The 18,388-nt window shown below is 71.2% G+C and carries 22 protein-coding genes; 8 read left to right on the top strand and 14 right to left on the bottom strand.

The window, feature by feature from the left end:
* Positions 1 to 28: 28 nt before the first annotated feature.
* From LX15_RS07310 to LX15_RS07300, 3 genes are read right to left on the bottom strand one after another with little or no spacing between them, the layout of a single operon-like run.
* Positions 29 to 781, bottom strand: a complete 753-nt coding sequence (locus LX15_RS07310; protein WP_253668730.1) for a glucose 1-dehydrogenase — start codon at positions 779 to 781, stop codon at positions 29 to 31.
* A gap of 47 nt (positions 782 to 828) precedes the next feature.
* A complete protein-coding gene (locus LX15_RS07305) occupies positions 829 to 1,839 on the bottom strand; it encodes an aldo/keto reductase (protein ID WP_253668729.1) in 1,011 nt (336 codons plus the stop codon).
* Positions 1,840 to 1,858: 19 nt separating this feature from the next.
* On the bottom strand, positions 1,859 to 2,659 hold the full coding sequence (locus LX15_RS07300; RefSeq protein ID WP_253668728.1) for an SDR family oxidoreductase: 801 nt from the start codon (positions 2,657 to 2,659) through the stop codon (positions 1,859 to 1,861).
* A gap of 154 nt (positions 2,660 to 2,813) precedes the next feature.
* Here LX15_RS07300 and LX15_RS07295 point away from each other — a divergent pair, with 154 nt between their 5' ends.
* Positions 2,814 to 3,719, top strand: a complete 906-nt coding sequence (locus tag LX15_RS07295; protein ID WP_253668727.1) for a helix-turn-helix transcriptional regulator — start codon at positions 2,814 to 2,816, stop codon at positions 3,717 to 3,719.
* Between the two features lie 114 nt (positions 3,720 to 3,833).
* On the opposite strand, the gene LX15_RS07290 is transcribed toward LX15_RS07295, so the two are convergent.
* The 10 genes from LX15_RS07290 to LX15_RS07245 form a co-directional block, all read right to left on the bottom strand.
* A complete protein-coding gene (locus LX15_RS07290) occupies positions 3,834 to 4,175 on the bottom strand; it encodes a hypothetical protein (RefSeq protein ID WP_253668726.1) in 342 nt (113 codons plus the stop codon).
* 48 nt (positions 4,176 to 4,223) lie between these two features.
* Positions 4,224 to 5,072 carry a helix-turn-helix domain-containing protein gene (locus tag LX15_RS07285; protein WP_253668725.1) on the bottom strand — a complete coding sequence of 283 codons (849 nt, stop codon included), beginning with the start codon at positions 5,070 to 5,072 and terminating at the stop codon, positions 4,224 to 4,226.
* On the bottom strand, positions 5,056 to 5,568 hold the full coding sequence (locus LX15_RS07280; protein WP_253668724.1) for a DUF6879 family protein: 513 nt from the start codon (positions 5,566 to 5,568) through the stop codon (positions 5,056 to 5,058). Before LX15_RS07280 ends, LX15_RS07285 begins: the two co-directional genes overlap by 17 nt.
* On the bottom strand, positions 5,558 to 6,085 hold the full coding sequence (locus tag LX15_RS07275; RefSeq protein WP_253668723.1) for a DUF6879 family protein: 528 nt from the start codon (positions 6,083 to 6,085) through the stop codon (positions 5,558 to 5,560). Before LX15_RS07275 ends, LX15_RS07280 begins: the two co-directional genes overlap by 11 nt.
* Positions 6,066 to 6,602: a DUF6879 family protein gene (locus LX15_RS07270; protein WP_253668722.1), complete on the bottom strand. Its 537-nt coding sequence runs from the start codon at positions 6,600 to 6,602 to the stop codon at positions 6,066 to 6,068. The genes LX15_RS07275 and LX15_RS07270 overlap by 20 nt, the downstream gene beginning before the upstream one ends.
* A 363-nt stretch (positions 6,603 to 6,965) precedes the next feature.
* Entirely contained in the window at positions 6,966 to 9,164 is a 2,199-nt protein-coding gene (locus tag LX15_RS07265) for a heavy metal translocating P-type ATPase (RefSeq protein WP_253668854.1), read from the bottom strand.
* 154 nt (positions 9,165 to 9,318) lie between these two features.
* On the bottom strand, positions 9,319 to 10,278 hold the full coding sequence (locus LX15_RS07260; RefSeq protein ID WP_253668721.1) for a DUF8832 domain-containing protein: 960 nt from the start codon (positions 10,276 to 10,278) through the stop codon (positions 9,319 to 9,321).
* 10 nt (positions 10,279 to 10,288) lie between these two features.
* A complete protein-coding gene (locus LX15_RS07255) occupies positions 10,289 to 10,498 on the bottom strand; it encodes a heavy-metal-associated domain-containing protein (protein WP_253668720.1) in 210 nt (69 codons plus the stop codon).
* A gap of 72 nt (positions 10,499 to 10,570) precedes the next feature.
* Positions 10,571 to 10,852 carry a metal-sensitive transcriptional regulator gene (locus LX15_RS07250; RefSeq protein ID WP_308213422.1) on the bottom strand — a complete coding sequence of 94 codons (282 nt, stop codon included), beginning with the start codon at positions 10,850 to 10,852 and terminating at the stop codon, positions 10,571 to 10,573.
* A gap of 168 nt (positions 10,853 to 11,020) precedes the next feature.
* Positions 11,021 to 11,302, bottom strand: a complete 282-nt coding sequence (locus tag LX15_RS07245) for a metal-sensitive transcriptional regulator (protein WP_253668718.1) — start codon at positions 11,300 to 11,302, stop codon at positions 11,021 to 11,023.
* Positions 11,303 to 11,696: 394 nt separating this feature from the next.
* On the opposite strand from LX15_RS07245, the gene LX15_RS07240 reads away from it, so the two are divergent.
* From LX15_RS07240 to LX15_RS07225, 4 genes are read left to right on the top strand one after another with little or no spacing between them, the layout of a single operon-like run.
* Positions 11,697 to 12,140: a YbaB/EbfC family nucleoid-associated protein gene (locus LX15_RS07240; protein WP_253668717.1), complete on the top strand. Its 444-nt coding sequence runs from the start codon at positions 11,697 to 11,699 to the stop codon at positions 12,138 to 12,140.
* Complete coding sequence (locus LX15_RS07235; RefSeq protein WP_253668716.1) at positions 12,140 to 12,502, top strand: hypothetical protein; 363 nt, start codon at positions 12,140 to 12,142, stop codon at positions 12,500 to 12,502. The genes LX15_RS07240 and LX15_RS07235 overlap by 1 nt, the downstream gene beginning before the upstream one ends.
* Positions 12,499 to 13,521, top strand: a complete 1,023-nt coding sequence (locus LX15_RS07230; protein WP_253668715.1) for a WXG100 family type VII secretion target — start codon at positions 12,499 to 12,501, stop codon at positions 13,519 to 13,521. Before LX15_RS07235 ends, LX15_RS07230 begins: the two co-directional genes overlap by 4 nt.
* Positions 13,515 to 14,222, top strand: coding sequence for a hypothetical protein (locus LX15_RS07225; protein ID WP_253668714.1), 708 nt, complete (start codon positions 13,515 to 13,517; stop codon positions 14,220 to 14,222). The genes LX15_RS07230 and LX15_RS07225 overlap by 7 nt, the downstream gene beginning before the upstream one ends.
* Positions 14,223 to 14,405: 183 nt before the next feature.
* Here LX15_RS07225 and LX15_RS07220 read toward each other — a convergent pair whose 3' ends face one another.
* Positions 14,406 to 15,419 (bottom strand): phosphatase PAP2 family protein, encoded by a 1,014-nt coding sequence (locus LX15_RS07220; protein ID WP_253668713.1) that lies wholly within the window; start codon positions 15,417 to 15,419, stop codon positions 14,406 to 14,408.
* A 287-nt stretch (positions 15,420 to 15,706) separates the two neighbouring features.
* On the opposite strand from LX15_RS07220, the gene LX15_RS07215 reads away from it, so the two are divergent.
* The 3 genes from LX15_RS07215 (at position 15,707) to LX15_RS07205 (ending at position 18,286) form a co-directional block, all read left to right on the top strand.
* Complete coding sequence (locus LX15_RS07215; protein WP_253668712.1) at positions 15,707 to 16,573, top strand: class II glutamine amidotransferase; 867 nt, start codon at positions 15,707 to 15,709, stop codon at positions 16,571 to 16,573.
* Between the two features lie 22 nt (positions 16,574 to 16,595).
* Positions 16,596 to 17,132, top strand: a complete 537-nt coding sequence (locus LX15_RS07210; RefSeq protein ID WP_253668711.1) for a DUF6545 domain-containing protein — start codon at positions 16,596 to 16,598, stop codon at positions 17,130 to 17,132.
* A 203-nt stretch (positions 17,133 to 17,335) separates the two neighbouring features.
* Positions 17,336 to 18,286: a universal stress protein gene (locus tag LX15_RS07205; RefSeq protein ID WP_253668710.1), complete on the top strand. Its 951-nt coding sequence runs from the start codon at positions 17,336 to 17,338 to the stop codon at positions 18,284 to 18,286.
* Positions 18,287 to 18,388: the final 102 nt, after the last annotated feature.

Raw genomic sequence — 18,388 nt, 5'->3', positions numbered from 1 at the left:
CGGGCGCGCCACCCGGCGTCGGGCGGCCTCAGGCCGGGATCGCGCCGACCAGGCCGCCGTCGACCACGAGGTCCTGCCCGTTGACGTAGGCCGCGTCGTCCGAGGCGAGGAAGGCCACGGCGGCGGCGACCTCCTCGGGTCGGCCGAACCGCCGCGCCGCGACCTGGCCGCGCACCTTGGCCGCCTCCTCCGGGTCCAGCGCGTCCTCCGGGTACATCGGGGTGTCGATGTAGCCGGGGCTGACCGAGTTGACCCTGATCCGGCGGTCCGCGAGGTCGGCGGCCAGCGTCCGCGCCAGGTTGTGCGCGGCGGCCTTGGTCGCCGAGTACAGCGAGCACACCGGCAGGCCGCGGTGGAGCGTCCACGACGCGTTGATGACGATCGACCCGCCGTCCGCGAGCAGCGGCAGCGCCTTGTGGACGGTCAGGAACACGCCCCGGAAGTTGACGTCGACCACGTGGTCGAAGTCGGCCTCCGTGAGGTCGGCGAACCGCCTGAACACCCCGACGCCGGCGTTGGCGAACACCACGTCCAGCCGGCCGAACCGGTCGGCGACCCGGCGCGTCAGCTCGTCGGCGTCGGCGGAGCGGGCGACGTCGGCGCGCACCGCCAGCACGCGGTCCCCGCCGTCGAGGGACGCCACGGCGACCCGCAGGCGCTCGTCGTCCCTTCCGGTGATCACCACGTGCGCGCCCTCGTCGAGCAGGCGTCGCGCGGTGGCCAGCCCCATGCCGCTGGTGCCACCCGTGATCAATGCGATCTTGTCCGTGAAACGCTTCATGGTTCCTTCCCACGCCGCCGACGGCGGCGAGAGGCGCGGATGGTGGGTCAGTAGCGGGAGCCGACCGGCGGCGGCGCGGAGTCCAGCTCCGCCAGGTCCTCGGCGGTGAGCGCGAGGTCGACGGCGGCCAGGTTCTCCCGCAGGTGACGCGGGCTCCTCGTGCCGGGGATGGGGATCACGTGCTCGCCCCTGGCCAGCACCCAGGCGAGGGCGACCTGGGCCGGGGTCGCGTCGTGTCGGGCCGCCACCCGGCGCGCCACGTCGACGATCCGCTCGTTGGCCGCGGCCGCGTCCCGCTGGAAACGGGGGTTGGTCGCGCGGAAGTCCCCGTCCTCCAGACCGGACGCGTCCACCGTCCCGGTGAGGAATCCCCGGCCCAGCGGGGAGAAGGGCACGAAGGCCGCGCCGTGCGCCGCGCACCACCCGACGACGTCGCCGACGTCGGCGGCGTCGTCGGCCCCGGCCGCCGCGCCCGCGCCCCGCTCGCCCGGCACCCCGAGCGCGTCCCTGGTCCACAGGGACAGCTCGGACTGGATCGCGGCGACCGGGTGGATCGCGTGCGCCCGCTCCGCCTCAGCGACGGTCACCTCGGACAGGCCCAGACGCCGCGCCTTGCCCTCGGCCACCAGCTCGGCCATCGCGCCCCAGGTCTCCTCCAGCGGGACCGCCGGGTCGACGCGGTGCAGGTAGAGCAGGTCGATGGCCTCGACGCCCAACCGGCGCAGGCTCTCCTCCGCACTCGCCCGGACGTGCCGGGGCGTCCCGTCGCGCCGCATCCGCCGGGCCGCGAGGTCCTCCACGACCAGTCCGGTCTTGGTCGCGACCACCACGTCGTCCCGCAGGTCGGCGATCGCCCGCCCCACCAGGGACTCGTTGTGGCCGTCCCCGTAGACCTGCGCGGTGTCCAGGAAGGAGACGCCGCGCTCCACGGCCTCCCTGATCACCGCCAGCGAGCGGTCGTCGTCCCGCTGGGACTCGGCGTAGCCCCAGCTCATGCCCATGCAGCCCAGCCCGACCGCACCCACCTCGGGTCCGGTGGCCCCCAGTCGCCGTCGCACCGCGCCTCCCCCCGTCGGCTCAGGCCTGCCAGGTCGGCATGATCCGCAGCTTTGGCAGGTTGACCCGGCTCGGCCGGGACACCAGGAACGCCAGCACGTCGGCCAGGTCGCCGGCCTCCAGCGACGGGACCGCCTCGGCGAACTCGTCCAGCGCCGCCTTCGCCTCCGGGTCGCTGACGTTCTCCCGCAGCTCGCTGTCCACCATGCCCGGCTCGATGTTGGTCACCCGGACACCCCGGCCGCCCAGCTCCGCCCGCAGGGTGGCCGAGAACTGGGTGACGGCCGCCTTGGTCGCCGCGTAGACCGCCCAGCCGGGGTAGATGACGTCGGCCGAGACCGAGGAGATGTTCACCAGGTCGGCGGGCGCTCCGGCCTCGGCGGCCGCCAGCAGCGCGGGCACGAACGCGTGCACGACCCGCAGCACGCCGGTGACGTTCAGGTCGATCATCCGCTGCCAGTCGTCGGTCCGACCCTTGTCGATCATCGACGGCAGCGCCACGCCGGCGTTGTTCACCACGAGGTCGACCCGGCCCAGCCGCGCGGCCACCGTCTCGGCCGCCGCGCTCACCTGGTCGGCGTCGGTGACGTCCACCGCGACCGGCAGCGCCTCGCCACCCGCCGCGGCGATCTCCTCGGCCAGCGCGGACAGCCGGTCGGCGCGGCGGGCCAGCAGCGCCACCCGGGCGCCGTCGGCGGCCAGGCGGGACGCGACCGCCGCGCCGATGCCGCTGGACGCCCCGGTGACCACCGCCACCCGCCCGGCCAGCGGCGAGCCGGTCCCGGTGTGCGCGGCCACAGTGGACGAGGTGTTGTGTGCCATCGTTCTCTCCACTCCCCGAAGTCTCGGAAGTCGTTGTGTGCCACCACGATCCGCGACCGTCGCTCGTGGAGGGAGATCCGCTGACGCCTAGGTCCGCCGAGACTGGTTCCGCCAGTACCACCCTCGGCGCGAGTCCACGTTGCAGACTGGTCCCATGAACCGAGGGGACGAGTTGGGGGACTTCCTGGCGTCGCGACGCGCGCGGCTGCGGCCGGAGGACGTGGGGCTGCCGCCCGCCGGCCGCCGCCGGGTGCCCGGGCTGCGGCGCAACGAGGTCGCCCAGCTCGCCGGGGTGAGCGTCGACTACTACATCCGCCTGGAGCAGGGACGCGCCGCCCACCCCTCGTGCGAGGTGCTCAACGCGGTCGCCCGCGCGCTCCAGCTCGACCCCTCCGAACACGACCACCTGATGGCGTTGGCGCAGAACAAACCCCGGCGCCGGCCCGCCCAGCCGAGGAAGGTCCGCGCACAGGTCCAGCACCTGCTCGACGCGATGGACCCGGTTCCGGCGGTCGCCATGAACGGCAGGACCGACGTCGTGGCGTGGAACCGCATGGCCAGCGCCGTGATCGCCGACTTCGGGCGGATGCCGGCGGCCGAGCGCAACATGGCGCGCATGGTGTTCCTCGACCCCGCCGCCGGCGACCACTACCGGGAGTGGCAGAAGGTCGCCGAGGAGACGGTGGCCTACCTGCGGTACTCGGCGGGCCAGCAGCCCGACGACGCCGGCATGGCCGCGCTGGTCGGCGAACTGTCCATGAAGAGCAAGCTGTTCGGCTGCCTGTGGGCCCGGCACGACGTGCGGGACAAGGCACACGGCAGCAAACTGATCCGCCACCCCCTGGTCGGGGACATGACCCTCTTCTACGAGACGCTGGAGCTGCCCGGCGACCCGGGACTCGTGCTGTGCACCTACCACGCGGAGCCGGGCAGTGAGTCGGAGGTTTCCCTGCGCCTGCTGGACTCCCTCACCGCGCACGGGGCCGACGAGATCCGGCCGACGAGGGAACGGGTTCGCCCCGGTGCCGCCGAGACCTCCGGCGGCACCACGGCCGACTGAGGCGGATCAGTCCTCGACGATGGTGATCGAGCCGGTGTTGTCGCAGTTCCCGCATCCCTTGCCCTTGCAGTCACCACAGGTGACCGTGATGTCGGCGAGCATGACGTCCTCCTCTCACAGGCGGAACTTCGCGAGATGGTCACGTGTCCACCGGACACCGAAGAGCCGGAGCGTCTCCGCGCACCACTGCCCCTCGATCGGCACGTTCGGCCACAGGAGCAGGGACTTGGTGAGGGTGCCGTGCCGGACCTCGACCTGGCCGGCGGCCTTCGGCCACACGAAGACGAAGTGGGCGTACATGAAGAGCAGCGCCTCATACCCCTCCCAGAGACCGCGAACCGGCCCCTCGGAGGGAAAAGGCGCCCGATAGATGGTCGTGGTTCGCCCGTTCCGGTAGGTGAAGGTCTCGGCCACGACCCCGGGCGGCAGATTCAGCTCGAACTCAGGGGTGCTCACGACCACAAAGATAGGAACGGCGCGACTCGACCGAAAGGCCGAGTCGCGTCATCGCATAAAGTCGCGCGCGACCGACCGAAGGAATTCCGAGGCTTCCTCACCTCTGATGGCGTGCCCCAGGAAGAACTCGAACAACTCCAGGTGGTACGCGATCTCCTGCGGGTCCCGCAGGGCGACCTCCCCCGAGAACAGTTCGACGGTCACCAGCCGGTCGTCATACACGACGAAGATGTTCATCGGCGGTTCGAGCACCTTCGTGGACTGAAGGATGATCCCGATCTCGACACTCGGTTTCTCCACCAGATCCGCCATGTGCGATAGCTGCCTGACCATCACCTCGGAATCGGCTTGGCGCCAACGAACCGCCTGCTCGGTCATCAGGAAGAAGAAGGTACGCCGTGGATCGTCCAGAACGGCCTGCCGCTGTTGACGGGCCTGAACGATCTTCTCCACGTCACGTTCGGCCTTCAAGGAGACGACTCGGGACAGCACCGAACGGGCGTAATCAGGCACCTGCAACAAACCGGTCGGAATCGCCGGAAGAAAGTGACGGACCGTTCGCGACATCTCTGTCAGGGCACGAAGTTCGTCCTGCTTCCGCCAGAGCCCCACCTTCGCATAGCTTCGCGACGACCTGTAGTCCACGTTCGCGAGGCGAGTAAGGTTCAGAAGCTCCTGAGAAACGGAGGAGTCCACCTCCAGCGCCCTGAGGATGCGCTCAACGTCGACGACTGTGGGAAGTACGCGACCCGTCTCGATCCTGCTGATCTTCGACTGACTCATGTTGCAGCGCGCGGCGAGCCGAACCCCGGACAGGCCAGAAGCCTGGCGGAGGCTCCGGAGCGCCTCCGCCAGGCTTCGTCGCTGATCTTCCTGCCGATCAGGCTCGATACTCACCGAACGGAACTGCCTCCGCCAAGGCGAGGTCCCGCCACTTCAGGTACTGGTCAATGTCCGGCGGCGACTCCAGCAACTCGCGATCGCGCAACGTGCCGTCGGGGTTGAAGTTCAACAGGAGAACAGTGGTCTCGTCGAACAACCAGAAGTCCTGCTGAGGCAGATCCACCTCACGGTCGGTGAGGTCCAGGATGCGGTAGTCCTCACCGGCACGAACGTTCCGGGGAACACCCCACTCCATGAGGTAACGGGTGTAATCAGTGAAGGGCCGACGGACGATCTTGGCCCGGGTCATGGTCTTGCCCGCGCTGGTAGTCTCCTGTACGCGACGTCGCCACTCCAGAGACTGTTCGTCGTCCTTGGGCTGCCCAGCCAGAAACCGACGAACCCGCTCCGCCTCACTCGGAATCGTGTAGACCTGATGCGTCTCCAGCCGAAAAGCGGACTTGGTGAAGTTTTCGAAAAAGTCGCTGAATCCCGCCTTGCTAGCGGACATCGCCGACCTCCAGGACGTACCGGGCGAACGGCACGGACTCAGCCAGCGCGAGGTCCCGCCACCGCAGGTACTGGTCGATGTCTCCCGACCCGACCAACTCATTGTTGACGTGAGTCCCGTCCGGACGGTAGTTGAGCCGGACGGCGGTCTCGTCGTCGAACAACCAGAAGTCCTGCTCCGGCAGGTCAACCTCGCGATCCGTCACGTCGATGATCCGGTACTGCTCACCGGCCTCCACGTTGTCCGGAATACAGACCGACATGAGAAAGCGCGTGTAGTCGGTCAGTGGCCTCCGCACGATCTTCACCCGCGTCATGGTCTTCCCGGCCGCGAGGTTGTTCCTGATCGTCTCGTGCCACCCGTCGTTGTAGCCCTTCGGCGGGGGCTCACCCGCGAGGAACCGGCGCAGGTCCTCCGACTCGTCGGGCATCGCATAGACCTGATGGGCCTCAAGGCGGAACGCCGACTTCCGGAAGTCTCGGAAGTACGCCTCGAACTCACTGTCCGCCAGGGGCATCTGCCACCTCCGCCTGGTACTCCGCGAACGGCACGGACTCGGCCAGCGCGAGGTCCCGCCACCGCAGGTACTGCGTGATGTCTCCCGACTCCACCAGTTCGCGGTTGATCTGGGTTCCGTCGGGACGGTAGTTGAGCCGGACGACGGTCTCGTCGTCGAACAACCAGAAGTCCTGCTCCGGCAGGTCGACCTCGCGCTCGGTCACGTCGATGATCCGGTACTGCTCGCCAGCCGCGACGTTGTCCGGGATGCACCAACTCAGGAGGAACCGCGTGTAGTCCGTCAACGGTCGGCGGATGATCTTCACGCGGGTCATGGTCTTCCCCGCGCTGATGTTGTTCCTGATCGTCTGGTGCCACGGCGAGTTGTGGGCCTCGGGCATCGGCTCACCCGCGAGGAACCGTTGCAGGTCCTCAGCCTCGGCCGGCATCGTGTAAACCTGGTGCGTCTCCAACCGGAAAGCGGACTTCCGGAAGTCACGGAAGTACGCCTGCCACACGTCACCGTCCAAGAACATCAGTAGCCTCCCAGAACAACGCCCGCGGAATCTCCACGGCTCCCTCTCCAACTCCCAACCGCAGCCCCTCGGCCTGGTGAACCAAGTCACCCTGGATCACGATCGTCCCGCGGTCCGACTCGAAGACGGCAGGACAGTCGTTCTCTCGACACGTCCCGGACACCCTTGTCAGCTTCACGTCGCCCCCTTTTCGAAGCAGTGACCGAGAGACTACGCAGCGTGGTCAGCGCGGGGCAAGATCGGGGCGGGGGCTAGTCGCGTGTTCGCATAGACGTCGCCCGACCGGGTGAGTGGTTGCCAGGGTGGGCAGAAGGGGACGCCCGGTGCGATGCGCACCGGGCGTCCCCTTCTGTGGAGCTTTGTTCAGTGGGCGATGGCGCGGAAACCCCGCAGCCGCAAGCTGTTCGTCACCACGAAGACCGACGAGAAGGCCATCGCGGCGCCCGCGATCATCGGGTTGAGAAGGCCGGTGGCGGCCAGCGGCAGAGCGGCCACGTTGTAGGCGAAGGCCCAGAAGAGATTGCCCTTGATGGTGGCGAGGGTCCGGCGGGACAGGCGGATCGCGTCCACGGCCGCGCGCAGGTCGCCCCGCACCAGGGTGAGGTCGCTGGCCTCGATCGCGACATCGGTTCCGGTGCCCATGGCCAGACCGAGGTCGGCCTGGGCGAGCGCGGCGGCGTCGTTCACGCCGTCGCCGACCATGGCGACCACGCGCCCCTCGGACTGCAACCGCTTCACCACGTCGACCTTGTCGGCCGGCAGCACCTCGGCGATCACCTCGTCGATGCCGACGGTCGCGGCGACCGAGCGGGCCACGGCCTCGTTGTCTCCGGTCAGCAGCACCGGGGTCAGGCCGAGCGCCCTGAGCTGGCGCACCGCCTCGGCGGAGGTGGGCTTGACGGTGTCGGCCACCACGAGCACACCGCGCGCCGCGCCGTCCCAGCCGACCAGGACGGCGGTCCGCCCCTCGGCCTCGGCCGCGTCCTTGGCCGCCGTCAACGCGTCGGGCAGCCGCAGGCTCCACTGCTCCAGCAGGGCGGCGCGGCCGACCACCACGGCGTGCCCGTCGACCACGCCCTGCACGCCCAGGCCCTCGACGTTGCCGAACTCCGCCACGCCGGGCAGCTCGCCGACCCGCTCGGCCGCGCCCTCGGCGATGGCCCTGGCGATCGGGTGCTCTGAGGCGTGCTCCAGAGCCCCGGCCAGCCGCAGCACGGTCTCCGCGTCGGTCGACGGGTCGGCCACCACGTCGACCAGGGCCATCTGGCCGGTGGTCACCGTGCCGGTCTTGTCCAGCACCACGGTGTCCACGCGCCGGGTCGACTCCAGCACCTCCGGCCCCTTGATGAGGATGCCGAGCTGGGCGCCGCGCCCGGTGCCGACGAGCAGCGCGGTGGGCGTGGCCAGGCCGAGGGCGCACGGGCAGGCGATGATCAGCACCGCCACGGCCGCGGTGAAGGCGGTGGCCGCCGGAGCGCCGCCGCCGAGCCAGAAGCCGAGGGTGCCCACGGCCAACGCGATCACGACGGGCACGAACACCGCCGAGACGCGGTCGGCGAGCCGCTGGATCTCCGCCTTGCCGTTCTGCGCGTCCTCGACGAGCCTGGCCATCTGCGCGAGCCGCGTGTCCGCGCCGATCCTGGTCGCCAGCACGACCAGCCGGCCGCCCGCGTTCACCGTCGCGCCGACCACCTCGTCGCCCGGACCGACCTCCACCGGCACCGACTCGCCGGTGAGCATGCTCAGGTCGACGGCCGAGCCGCCCTCCTCGACCACGCCGTCGGTGGCGATCTTCTCGCCGGGCCGGACCACGAACCGGTCGCCGACCCGGAGCTGGTCGACCGGCACCCGCTGTTCCCGCCCGTCGCGCAGCACCGCGACGTCCTTGGCCCCCAGTTCCAGCAGCGCCCGCAGGGCGGCGCCCGCCCGGCGCTTGGACCTGGCCTCGAAGTAGCGGCCGGCCAGGATGAAGGTGGTGACGCCGGCGGCCACCTCCAGGTAGATGTTGCCGTCACCGGACATCCGCTGGACGGTCAGGTCGAAGCCGTGCCGCATGCCGGGTCGTCCGGCGCTGCCGAGGAACAGGGCGTAGAGCGACCACAGGAACGCGGCCAGCGTGCCCATGCTGATCAGGGTGTCCATCGTGGCCGCGCCGTGCCGCAGGTTCACCCACGCGGCGCGGTGGAACGGCCACGCTCCCCAGAGGATCACCGGCGCGGCCAGGGTCAGCGACAGCCACTGCCAGTAGGTGAACTGGAGGGCCGGCACCATGGCCAGCACGATCACGGGGACCGAGAGGGCAGCGGAGATCAGCAGCCGGGTGCGCAGCGCGCGGGTCGGGTCCTCCTCCGCCTCGGCCGGTTCCGCGCCGCCGGCGGGTTCGTCCACCTTGGGCGTCGCGGTGTAGCCGGCGGACTCCACTGTGGCCACCAGTTCGCCGGGGTCCATCCCCTTCGGGAAGGACACCCGCGCCTTCTCGGTGGCGAAGTTGACGGTCGCGGTGACGCCGTCCATCTTGTTGAGTTTGCGCTCGACGCGGGCGGCACAGGACGCGCAGGTCATGCCACCGATCGCCAGCTCGATGCTGTCCGTCGCGCCGGTTCGCTGGTCCAGTGCCGAACTCACCGCGTCCTCCCTGTCCGTCCGTGTCGTTGGTGTCGTGGGTGCCGTCGGTGTCGAGGCGCTGCTGAGAGGTGTCCCCTGGTGTCCCCTCGGGCTACCCGTGGCCGCCATGCTCGTCACCGCGCTGGTCGGAGTGTTGGCCACCGTCGCCGTCCGCGCCGGCCGGCGGCGGGGGTGTCGCGCTCTCCTCCCGCGTCGCCACGGTGAACTCGGCCGTCCGCACTGCGTCACCGTGACGGAAGTCGAGGAACAGTCGGTAGGTGCCGGCGGTCGGCACCTCGGCGGAGAAGACCACCCGAGGTCCGGGCGCCGTGCGGCCGTCGCCAGGAGCGCCGTCCGGGCGCACGCGCACGTAGGCGAGGTCGCCCTGGCGGAGGGCGACGAGGTGCCCGTACGCGCCGAGGTGGGGCTGGAGGTCGGTCACTGGCCGGCCGTCCCTGCTCACGTCCACGGTGAGCTGGGAGGTCTGTCCGGGGCGCAGGTCGCCGGTGAGTTCCACGCGGTAGCCGTCGACCTGCGCGGTCCTGGTCGGGAACGGCACGATCGGGTTGTAGGGGCCGGGCGCCTGGAGGTCGACACCCAGGACGACGGCACGCCCGCCGCGCGGCACGAAGTCCGCGAAGGCCCGGTAACTGCCGGCGGCGGGCAGCGTGACCGACACGCGCCAGACACCGTCGGCGGAGAGCTGGGGGTGGAGGTACTGGTAGGCGGTGCCGTCCCGCCGGACGACGACCACGTGCATGCGCTGCCCGTCCTTCTCGTCGAAGGACGTGACGGCCGCGCCGTCGGATCCGGTGACGCGGAACGCGAACTCCTCGGCGACGCCGGGCGTGAAGGTCGTGCGCTCGGGGGACAGGGTGTGACCGTCCCGGCTGGACGCGAGCCCGTCGGGCTCGGTGTCGGCCCTGGGCGCGGCGTCGCCGGGGGCGTGGGAGCCGGGCTCGTGCCCGGCCCCCACGGTGAGCGGTCCGGCGGCGGCGCCCGCCGCCCACGCTCCGGCGAACACGAGCACGAGCGCCGCGCCGTAGGCGGACAGCTTCGTCGCGGTGTTCATCGCCGTGGTCTCAGCTCGCGGCCAGCGCGTAGCCGGCTTCCTCGACCGCGGCGCGCACGTCCTCCACGTTCAGCGGCGCCTCGCTGGTGACGGTCACCCGGCCGCTGGCCACGTCCACCGCGACGTCGCTGACGCCCGGGATGCCGCGCACCTCCTCGCTGACCGAGCTGGCGCAGTGACCGCAGGTCATCCCGGTCACGGTGTAGGTGGTCTCGCACATGGTCGCCTCCAGGAAAGGTGCTGTGAAGGTGGTGTGACGGAGCGGGGTCGGTCGTGGGGCGGAACGCGGGGTTCAGGAGCGGACCAGCCGGGCGATGGCGTCGCTGGCCTCACGCACCTTCGCGTCAGCCACCTCACCACCCTCGGCGATCGCCTGAGCCACACAGTGCCGAAGGTGCTCGTCCACCAAACCCAACGACACCGCCTGCAACGCCTTCGTCGCCGCCGAGATCTGCGTCAACACATCGATGCAGTACTCGTCGTTCTCGATCATCCGCTGCAAGCCACGCACCTGACCCTCGATGCGCCGCAACCGCTTCAGGTAGTCGTCCTTCTCCTTGCTGTAGCCGCGCACGCCCGCCTCCCCTCCGTCGTCGCCCGGTCCGTCCGGACACGACATTTATACCCCTGGGGGGTACAGGTAGGTCAAGTACCCCCCAGGGGTTACCCGGACCACACCGGCCGGGAACGACGACGGGGCTCCGGCCCACCTGGGTCGGAGCCCCGTCGGGACCGTTTCGCGTCAGGACCGCACAAGGCGGGCGATGGCGTCGCTGGCCTCACGCACCTTCGCGTCAGCCACCTCACCACCCTCGGCGATCGCCTGAGCCACACAGTGCCGAAGGTGCTCGTCCACCAAACCCAACGACACCGCCTGCAACGCCTTCGTCGCCGCCGAGATCTGCGTCAACACATCGATGCAGTACTCGTCGTTCTCGATCATCCGCTGCAAGCCACGCACCTGACCCTCGATGCGCCGCAACCGCTTCAGGTAGTCGTCCTTGCGCCCCGTGTAACCGTGCATGTCCCGGCTCCTGTCCTCCCCTGGTCCTGCGTCCGTACGGTACGCGGGTACCGCTCCCGTGGGCACCCTCCGAGAACCAGGACACCGGGAACGACCACCTCCCACCAAACATCCACAGTGGACACAAATCGGACCGGAGAGAGGTCGGAGCGAACCGAACCGACCCACCCCCGCTCCACCCCCGACGCGCCGACCCCCGTGCCTCGGAGCCAGAAGACGGTCACGGAGCGAGACGGAGCACACAGCCGAGACTGGTCCATCTGGACCAAACGGACACCCCCGACCGGGATATCGATGCGAAAGCACACAGTCTCCCGGCTCTCCCCCATCCGGACGCCGCGCTCTGCCAAGCTGCTGGCGCAGGCCCGAGACCACTGATGATGGGGGAAGGACGATGAGCAGCGCCGACGAGTGGTTGCGGAGCGCTTTCGAGGAGAACGAACGCATGCTCCAGCAGGCGACCACTCTCCAGGAGGCGATCAGTGGGGCGCGCGGCACCGCCCGCAGCGCGGACGGCATGGTGAGCGCCACCGTCGCCCCGGGGGGCGCGTTGGTGTCCCTCGATCTGCACGAGCGCGCGGTGGAGATGGGGTCGCGCCGGTTGCAGGCCGCGATCGTCGAGACGATCCACCGCGCCAACGCCGACGCCGCCGCCAAGCTGGAGGAGTTGGTGCGCCCGGTCGTGGGTGACCGGTTCGACGACGCCATGGCCGCGGCCCAGGCCCAGATGCCGCCGGTCCCCGGCCTGCCCGAGCGGCCGGCGGCCCCCCGGCGCGGCGCCGAGCACGCCGAGGACGACGACCTGAGCGAGCAGACCGTCCTGAGGAGCGACTTCTGATGGACTTCACCCTCAAGCCCGCCGCGCTGCGGGCGAAGGCCCGGTACGAGCGGGAGCGGGCCGACGTGATCGAGGCGCTGGCCGAGCAGGTGCAGCAGGCGAGGGCCACCGAGGACTGCTTCGGGCTCATCGGCCAGCACGCCGGGTTCTTCAGCGGCTACGACGACATGGTCAACAAGGTCGAGGAGAACATCCGCAAGGCCGCGGAGTTCCTGCGCACCGCCGCGGACCGACTGGAGGACAGCACCGAGACCTACACCAGCGTCGACAAGGGCTTCGCCGAGCTGTTCGGCAAGGGCGCGGAGGGCGGCGACTTCGACATCCGCAACCACGGCGTGATCGGACCGGGGGCACAACAGTGACGAGTGGACAGCAGTTCTTCGAGCGCGCGGACCCGTGGAAGTCCGACGGCGCCAAGATGGACGTCGTCGACACCTACGACAGCGCCAAGGAGAGCATCAGCAACTTCCAGGACGCGTCGTCGCTGCCCCAGGTGTTCGTGGCCGGCGTCGCGGTCAAGCGGGACGTCGACGACCTGTTGTCCCACCCCATGAAGAGCTTCTGGGACAACGGACTCGGCTTCCTCGTCGAGTGGTGCATGATCCCGTTCCGGCCGCTGTTCGAGCAGGTGACCGGCGACCCCGACCAGATGCGCACCACCGGGGCCGGCTGGGAGCGGATGGCCACCTTCCTCAACCAGCTCGCCGACCAGGACGGGCGGGAGCAGCAGGGCCTGGCCGCGCACTGGGAGGGGCCGGCCGCCCAGGCGCAGGCCAAGCAGAAGGAGGAGTTCCAGCAGGGACTGCGGTCCCTCGCCGACTGCTGCAAGCAGCTCAAGGAGCACCTCGACCAGGTCGCCGACTTCTTCGAGGGCCTGTGGGACATGCTCGTGGACATCGTCCGCGAGTTCGTCGAGAACCTGATCGTCACGTGGCTCGCCGCCCTGGCGACCAGCGCCATCTCGTTCGGCGCGTCCGTGGCCGCCGCGTGGGCCACCTCGGCCGCGCGGATCAGCATCACCCTGTCCCGCATCCTCATGGCCATCAGCAAGGCGCTCCACTGGCTGGTGCGGGCGTTGAAGATACTCAAGCGGATCTCCGGCCGCGTCGAGCAACTGATCAAGGAGCGGAACATCTGGGTCCGCGCGGCATCGCGCGTCTCCGGTGTGACCGCGGCGGTCGGCAGGTACGGCGACCCGATGAAGATGGCCGTCAGGGCCGTCACCGGGCTGACCGGGATGAAGGCCGACAAGGCCGCGATGGCGAGCGGCGCGGAGCTGGCGACGGACCAGGCCGTGCAGGAGGCGGGTGAGTACGCTACCGGCAAGGTGCAACGCAACAACCGCAACCAGGGCAACATGGAGCGTGGATTCACGTGGTGATCCCGACGGAGGCGGAGGCCGGCCTCGTCCGCGACCTGGCGACCCGGACGTGGCTGCGGGGCGACACCCTGCTCGCGACAGCCGGGTGCTGTGAGATCGAGAACGAGCGCTTCCGGGTCCGCGGCCTCGACGCCAGGGGGATCGAGCGGTCGGTCGGCGGCCGGATGGTAGAGGGGTTCATGGACGCCTTCATGGACGACAACACACCTGTGCGCAGCGTGGCCGTCCACGGGGAGCACCCCCGGTGTCTGGCCGTCGGCTGCTACCGGGCGGTGAGCGAGAAGAACGCGTGGCTCGTCGTGACCTCCCACCGGGTCGCCGTCCTCCGGCTGCGTGACCTCCAGGGGGACAGCGGCGACGTGATGAAGGAGTTCTCCGACAGCGTGCGGAACCCCGAGTCCGTGCGCGGGGTGCAGGGGCTGCGCAAGCTGGGCAAGTTCCTGAAGGACGTCGCCGTGGAGTCCGTCCGCGAGGTCCGCCGCCCCCCGCTGACGGAGCGGCCGCAGGACGCGGCCCTGGTCTCCGAGTTCGAGATCAGCCGCGCGGACCTGGTGCGGATCGAGCGGTGGAAGCCCACCCTGATCCCGAACTTCTCGATGGGGCCGCGGCACCTCCAGCTCCACTTCCGGGACGGGTCGTGGGCCAGGGTCCAGACCGACGTGGCCGGCGCGATCGCCATGGCCGGTCCGGAGACCTCCTGAAACCTCGAATCCGCCGCACGGGTGCGGCGCCGTCGGTGTCGTCGCACCTCGGCGCCGCACCCGTGCGGCGTTCGGCGCTCTCCCCGCCTTCCTTCTTCCCCTGACGGCGAGCGTTTTTCCGTGGCGGGGAACGGAATCCATCGGGCACCGTGAGGCCCGGCGCTCCTCATGGAGCGCCGGGCCTCAGGGCTCCCGGGAGAGGATGCCGGGAATGTCGTCGTGCTCCTGCGCGGTCGGCCAGTTCGGCTCGACCCGGTCCGCCGCGCCCCACCCGGTCGCCCCGCGCTTCGTCGGGACGTCCAGTTCGAGTCCCTCCACGACCAACAGGAACCCGAAGCCGACGAGGGCGGCGCCCGCGACCGCCACACTGTGGCCCGCCGCGAGCGCGAGCGTCACGGCGCTCGACGGCGGGGTCTGGTGGTCTCCCAGCACCTCCAGCGCCGCGACCCCGAGGCCGGTCCCGAGCACCAACGCGCCCAGCGCCAGGAGCCCCAGCGGGGCGAGGGCGACGCTGTTCCAGACGACCCGCTCCCGTCGCGACAGCTCCACCCTGGCCGAGGGGCGGCGCGCGAGCAGCAGCAGGACCACGCCGCAGGCCAGGGTCAGCGCGAGCAGGTCGCCGACGAGGACGTCGCCGGGGCGGTGCCACCGGCTGCCGACCGTCTGGACCCCGACGCCGGCGGCCCAGCAGGACGTCACCAGGGCCGTGGCCACGCGGTGGCGTTGCGGGACGACCATCGTGAGGGCGCAGCAGATCGCCGTGGCGACCGCGGCCTGACCACTGGGGAGGCTGTTGTCGTCCCAGGCGCGCCCGGCCGCGGGGTCCAGGTGTGGACGGTCGAGCACGAGGCGCAGGGCCTCGGCCGCCACCGCGGAGCCGACGACCACCGAGGCCGAGGCGACCCCCAGTGCCATACGGCCGCGCAGGACCCCGATCGTGAGCGCGAGCCCCACGGCGAGGCCGAGGGTCAGGACCGTGAGGCCCTCCATCGCGTGCAGCGCGGCGACCCGCGTCCCCACCGGCGGCGAGACCGGGCCGACCAGGGGGAGGTTCTCCAGGCGCTGGCCCGCGCCCGTCCAGACCGAGACCAGGTAGCCGCACACCGCCGCGGCGGCCCCCGCCACCGCGCCCCAGACCGCGCGCACGGCCAACGGCTGGGCCCCGAGCCCCCGGACCGGGGCCGTCTCCACCAGCACCGCCATCACCCCCTGGCCCCCGCCTGACCGGCAGGCTAACCACGACCGGCCGCGCCCGCGTCCACGAAGGACGGTGACCACGCCGACAACCAACCTGTCGAGCGACAGCGGCGGTCAGCGCCTCCCCGGCGTGCCGACGCGCGCCGACGCGCGGGCTGGGTGGGCGCCGACCAGACTGGACCGGGACCGCGGGACCACGGGACGACGGAGATCGGCGGAGTCGGTCGGGTCCGTCGCGTCGCGGGTCGTCAGCCGAGTCCGCTCCTGGGGAGACGAGGAGGCGTGGAATGTGCCGCTGGCTGGCCTACTCGGGAGAACCGATCTTCCTGGACACCCTCGTCGTCCGCCCCAACCACTCGCTGATCGACCAGAGCATGTTCGCCAGGGAGAACTACGTGCCGCACTCCCCGACCACGCGCATGTTCCGGGACGAGGCGCTGCCGACCAACGGGGACGGGTTCGGGCTGGGCTGGTACGGGGATCGCGAGCATCCCGGCCTGTACCGGGACATCCGCCCCGCCTGGAACGACGACAACCTGCACCGCATCGCCGAACAGGTGCGCTCGCCGCTGTTCCTCGCGCACGTGCGCGCGGCGTTCGGCGGGACGATCTCGCGCGAGAACTGCCACCCCTTCACGTGCCAACGGTGGTTGTGGCAGTACAACGGGGAGATCGAGGGGTTCAACCACGTGGCGCGGGACCTCCGGTTCGACGTCGATCCCGCGCTCTACCCGCAGATCCAGGGCGACGCCGACACCGAGACGGCCTTCTTCCTCGCCCTGACCTACGGCCTGGCCGAGGACCCGCCGGCCGCGCTGGGCAGGATGATCGCGCGGGTGGAACGCGCGCAGCGCGAGCACGGTGTGGACGGCGTGTTCCGGTGCACCGGGGCGACCACCGACGGGGAGACGATCTACGCGTGGCGGTACGCCACCGACGACACCGCCAAGACCCTCTACTACAACGCGGGAGCCGCCGCGCTGCGCGCGGCCGGCGGGGACGAGATCCCCATGCCGGAGCACGCCACGATCGTCGTGTCGGAGCCGCTGGAACTGCACTACAGCCACCAGTGGGTGGAGGTTCCGCCGAACACGCTGGTGATCGTGCGTCGCGGGGGCGTCGTCCACACGCGACCGCTGGAGATCCCCCGCTGACCCCCGAACGTCCTGGGCGGCGTTGTTTCGGCCGTTCGTCGCGCTGGCGGCGTTGTTCGAGCCGCGGCCGTTGTGGCGCGACATCACGGCGGCGGTGCCCACCGTGGTCATGGTCGAGGCGCACCGGGGCGTCACCCTGCTCACGGCGCCGAGCCTGCGGGTCTACCGGACCATCATCGAGATCCGGGACGGCCTGCTGTTCCTGCGCAACTACGTGTCGCCCGCGACGCTGGAGGCGGCGCGGGAGCACGTGGTGGCACACGGCGTCGCCGACGACCTGCTGGACGCGACGGTGACGGCGTGTTGGCTCGTCGCGGCGCTCGACGCCCGCCGGCGGGGCGAGGAGCCCCAGCCAGAACCGCCGAACCTGGTCAGCCAGGGCGGGACCCAGCTCGACACCGAGCTGCACTTCCTCCGTCAGCACTCTCCACTCTGCGCATCAGGCCGACGAACAAGGCTTCAGCGAAGGCAGCATGAGGCTGACCGCTCTGGCAGCGTAGAGCGCGACGTCCCGCCGCCCGTCGTACTCCATCTGCTGGCCTCTGGAACAACTCACTGAGCGGCGGACGCCCGACACCGGGGCCGGCGCGGACCGGCGTGGTCCATGCCACGCCGGCGCCGGCCTGCGCGCCGACGCGAGCGGCGCGACCATGGACCCACGGATGATCCCCGGCCGGTCGCGCGCGGGCGCGAGCGGTGGGTCCGGGACGGCCGGGCCGCCCGGGCGGTCGCGGGGACGAGATGGGTCGGATGGAGGTCGCCATGTCCGCTCCGGCGCACGGGGCCGTGGTCGTGGGGTTCGACGGCTCGGAGGTCTCGCGGCAGGCCGCGCTGTGGGCCGCCGCCGAGGCGGACAGCCGGCGCCGCCCGCTGCACCTGCTGCACGCCTTCCACTGGCCCGTCGTCGAGCTGATGCGGCTGCGGCTGCCGGCCGGGGTCGTCGCCGAGGAGCCGGTCCGCGAGTGGGTGGAGGGCGCCGTCGCGGACGTCGCCGACCAGTGCCGGCTCGCCAGGCCGGGCCTGGAGGTGACCACCGGGATCGTGCCCGGCGACCCGGTCGAGGTCCTGGCCGCCGCCAGCGCGCACGCCGAGCTGGTCGTCGTCGGCCACACCGGGCTGACCGCGGCCGAGCGGGTGCTGCTCGGCTCGACCGCGGCGGAGCTGGTGCGGCACGCGACCTGCCCGGTGATCGTGCTGCGCCCGGGGACCACCCCGCCCACCGAGGTGCCGGGGCAGCGGGTGGTGGTGGGCGTGGACGGCTCCGAGGTGAGCCAGCGCGCCATCGAGTTCGGTTTCGACTTCGCCTCGCGGCACGGCCACGAGCTGGTGGCCGTGCACGCGTGGGCCGACCTGCCGCTCGACGCGTTGGCCCCGGTGCGGGTGTGGGACTTCAACTGGGAGGAGGTGCGCTCGGAGGCCCAGGAGCTGCTGTCCACGTCGCTGGCGGGCTTCCAGGAGCGCTACCCCGACGTCCCGCTGCGGCGGCTGGTCACCACGGAACGCCCGGTGGACGCGCTGCTGGAGGCCGCCCACGGCGCCCACGGCCCCCTCGACGCGGAGGGGGCCGAAGGCATCGGCGCCGCCGGGGGCGCCGCCCTGCTGGTCGTGGGCAGCCACGGCCGGGGCGCCCTGGGCAGGGCGTTGCTCGGGTCCGTGAGCCACGCCGTGCTCAACCGCGCGGACTGCCCGGTCGCCGTGCTCCGGCACACCTGAGGCCCTCCCGCCGATCCCCGTCGGGCTCCTCTCTCTTGCTCCTCCCTTCTCGCTTCTCCCCTCTCGCTCCTCCCTTCCTCGTTCCTCGTCTTCGACGCCTTC

This window comes from Streptoalloteichus tenebrarius (assembly GCF_024171885.1).
GTDB lineage: Bacteria > Actinomycetota > Actinomycetes > Mycobacteriales > Pseudonocardiaceae > Streptoalloteichus > Streptoalloteichus tenebrarius.
The sequence above is the reverse complement of the archived record's forward strand: the minus strand, read 5'-3'. Positions and strand labels throughout refer to the sequence as shown.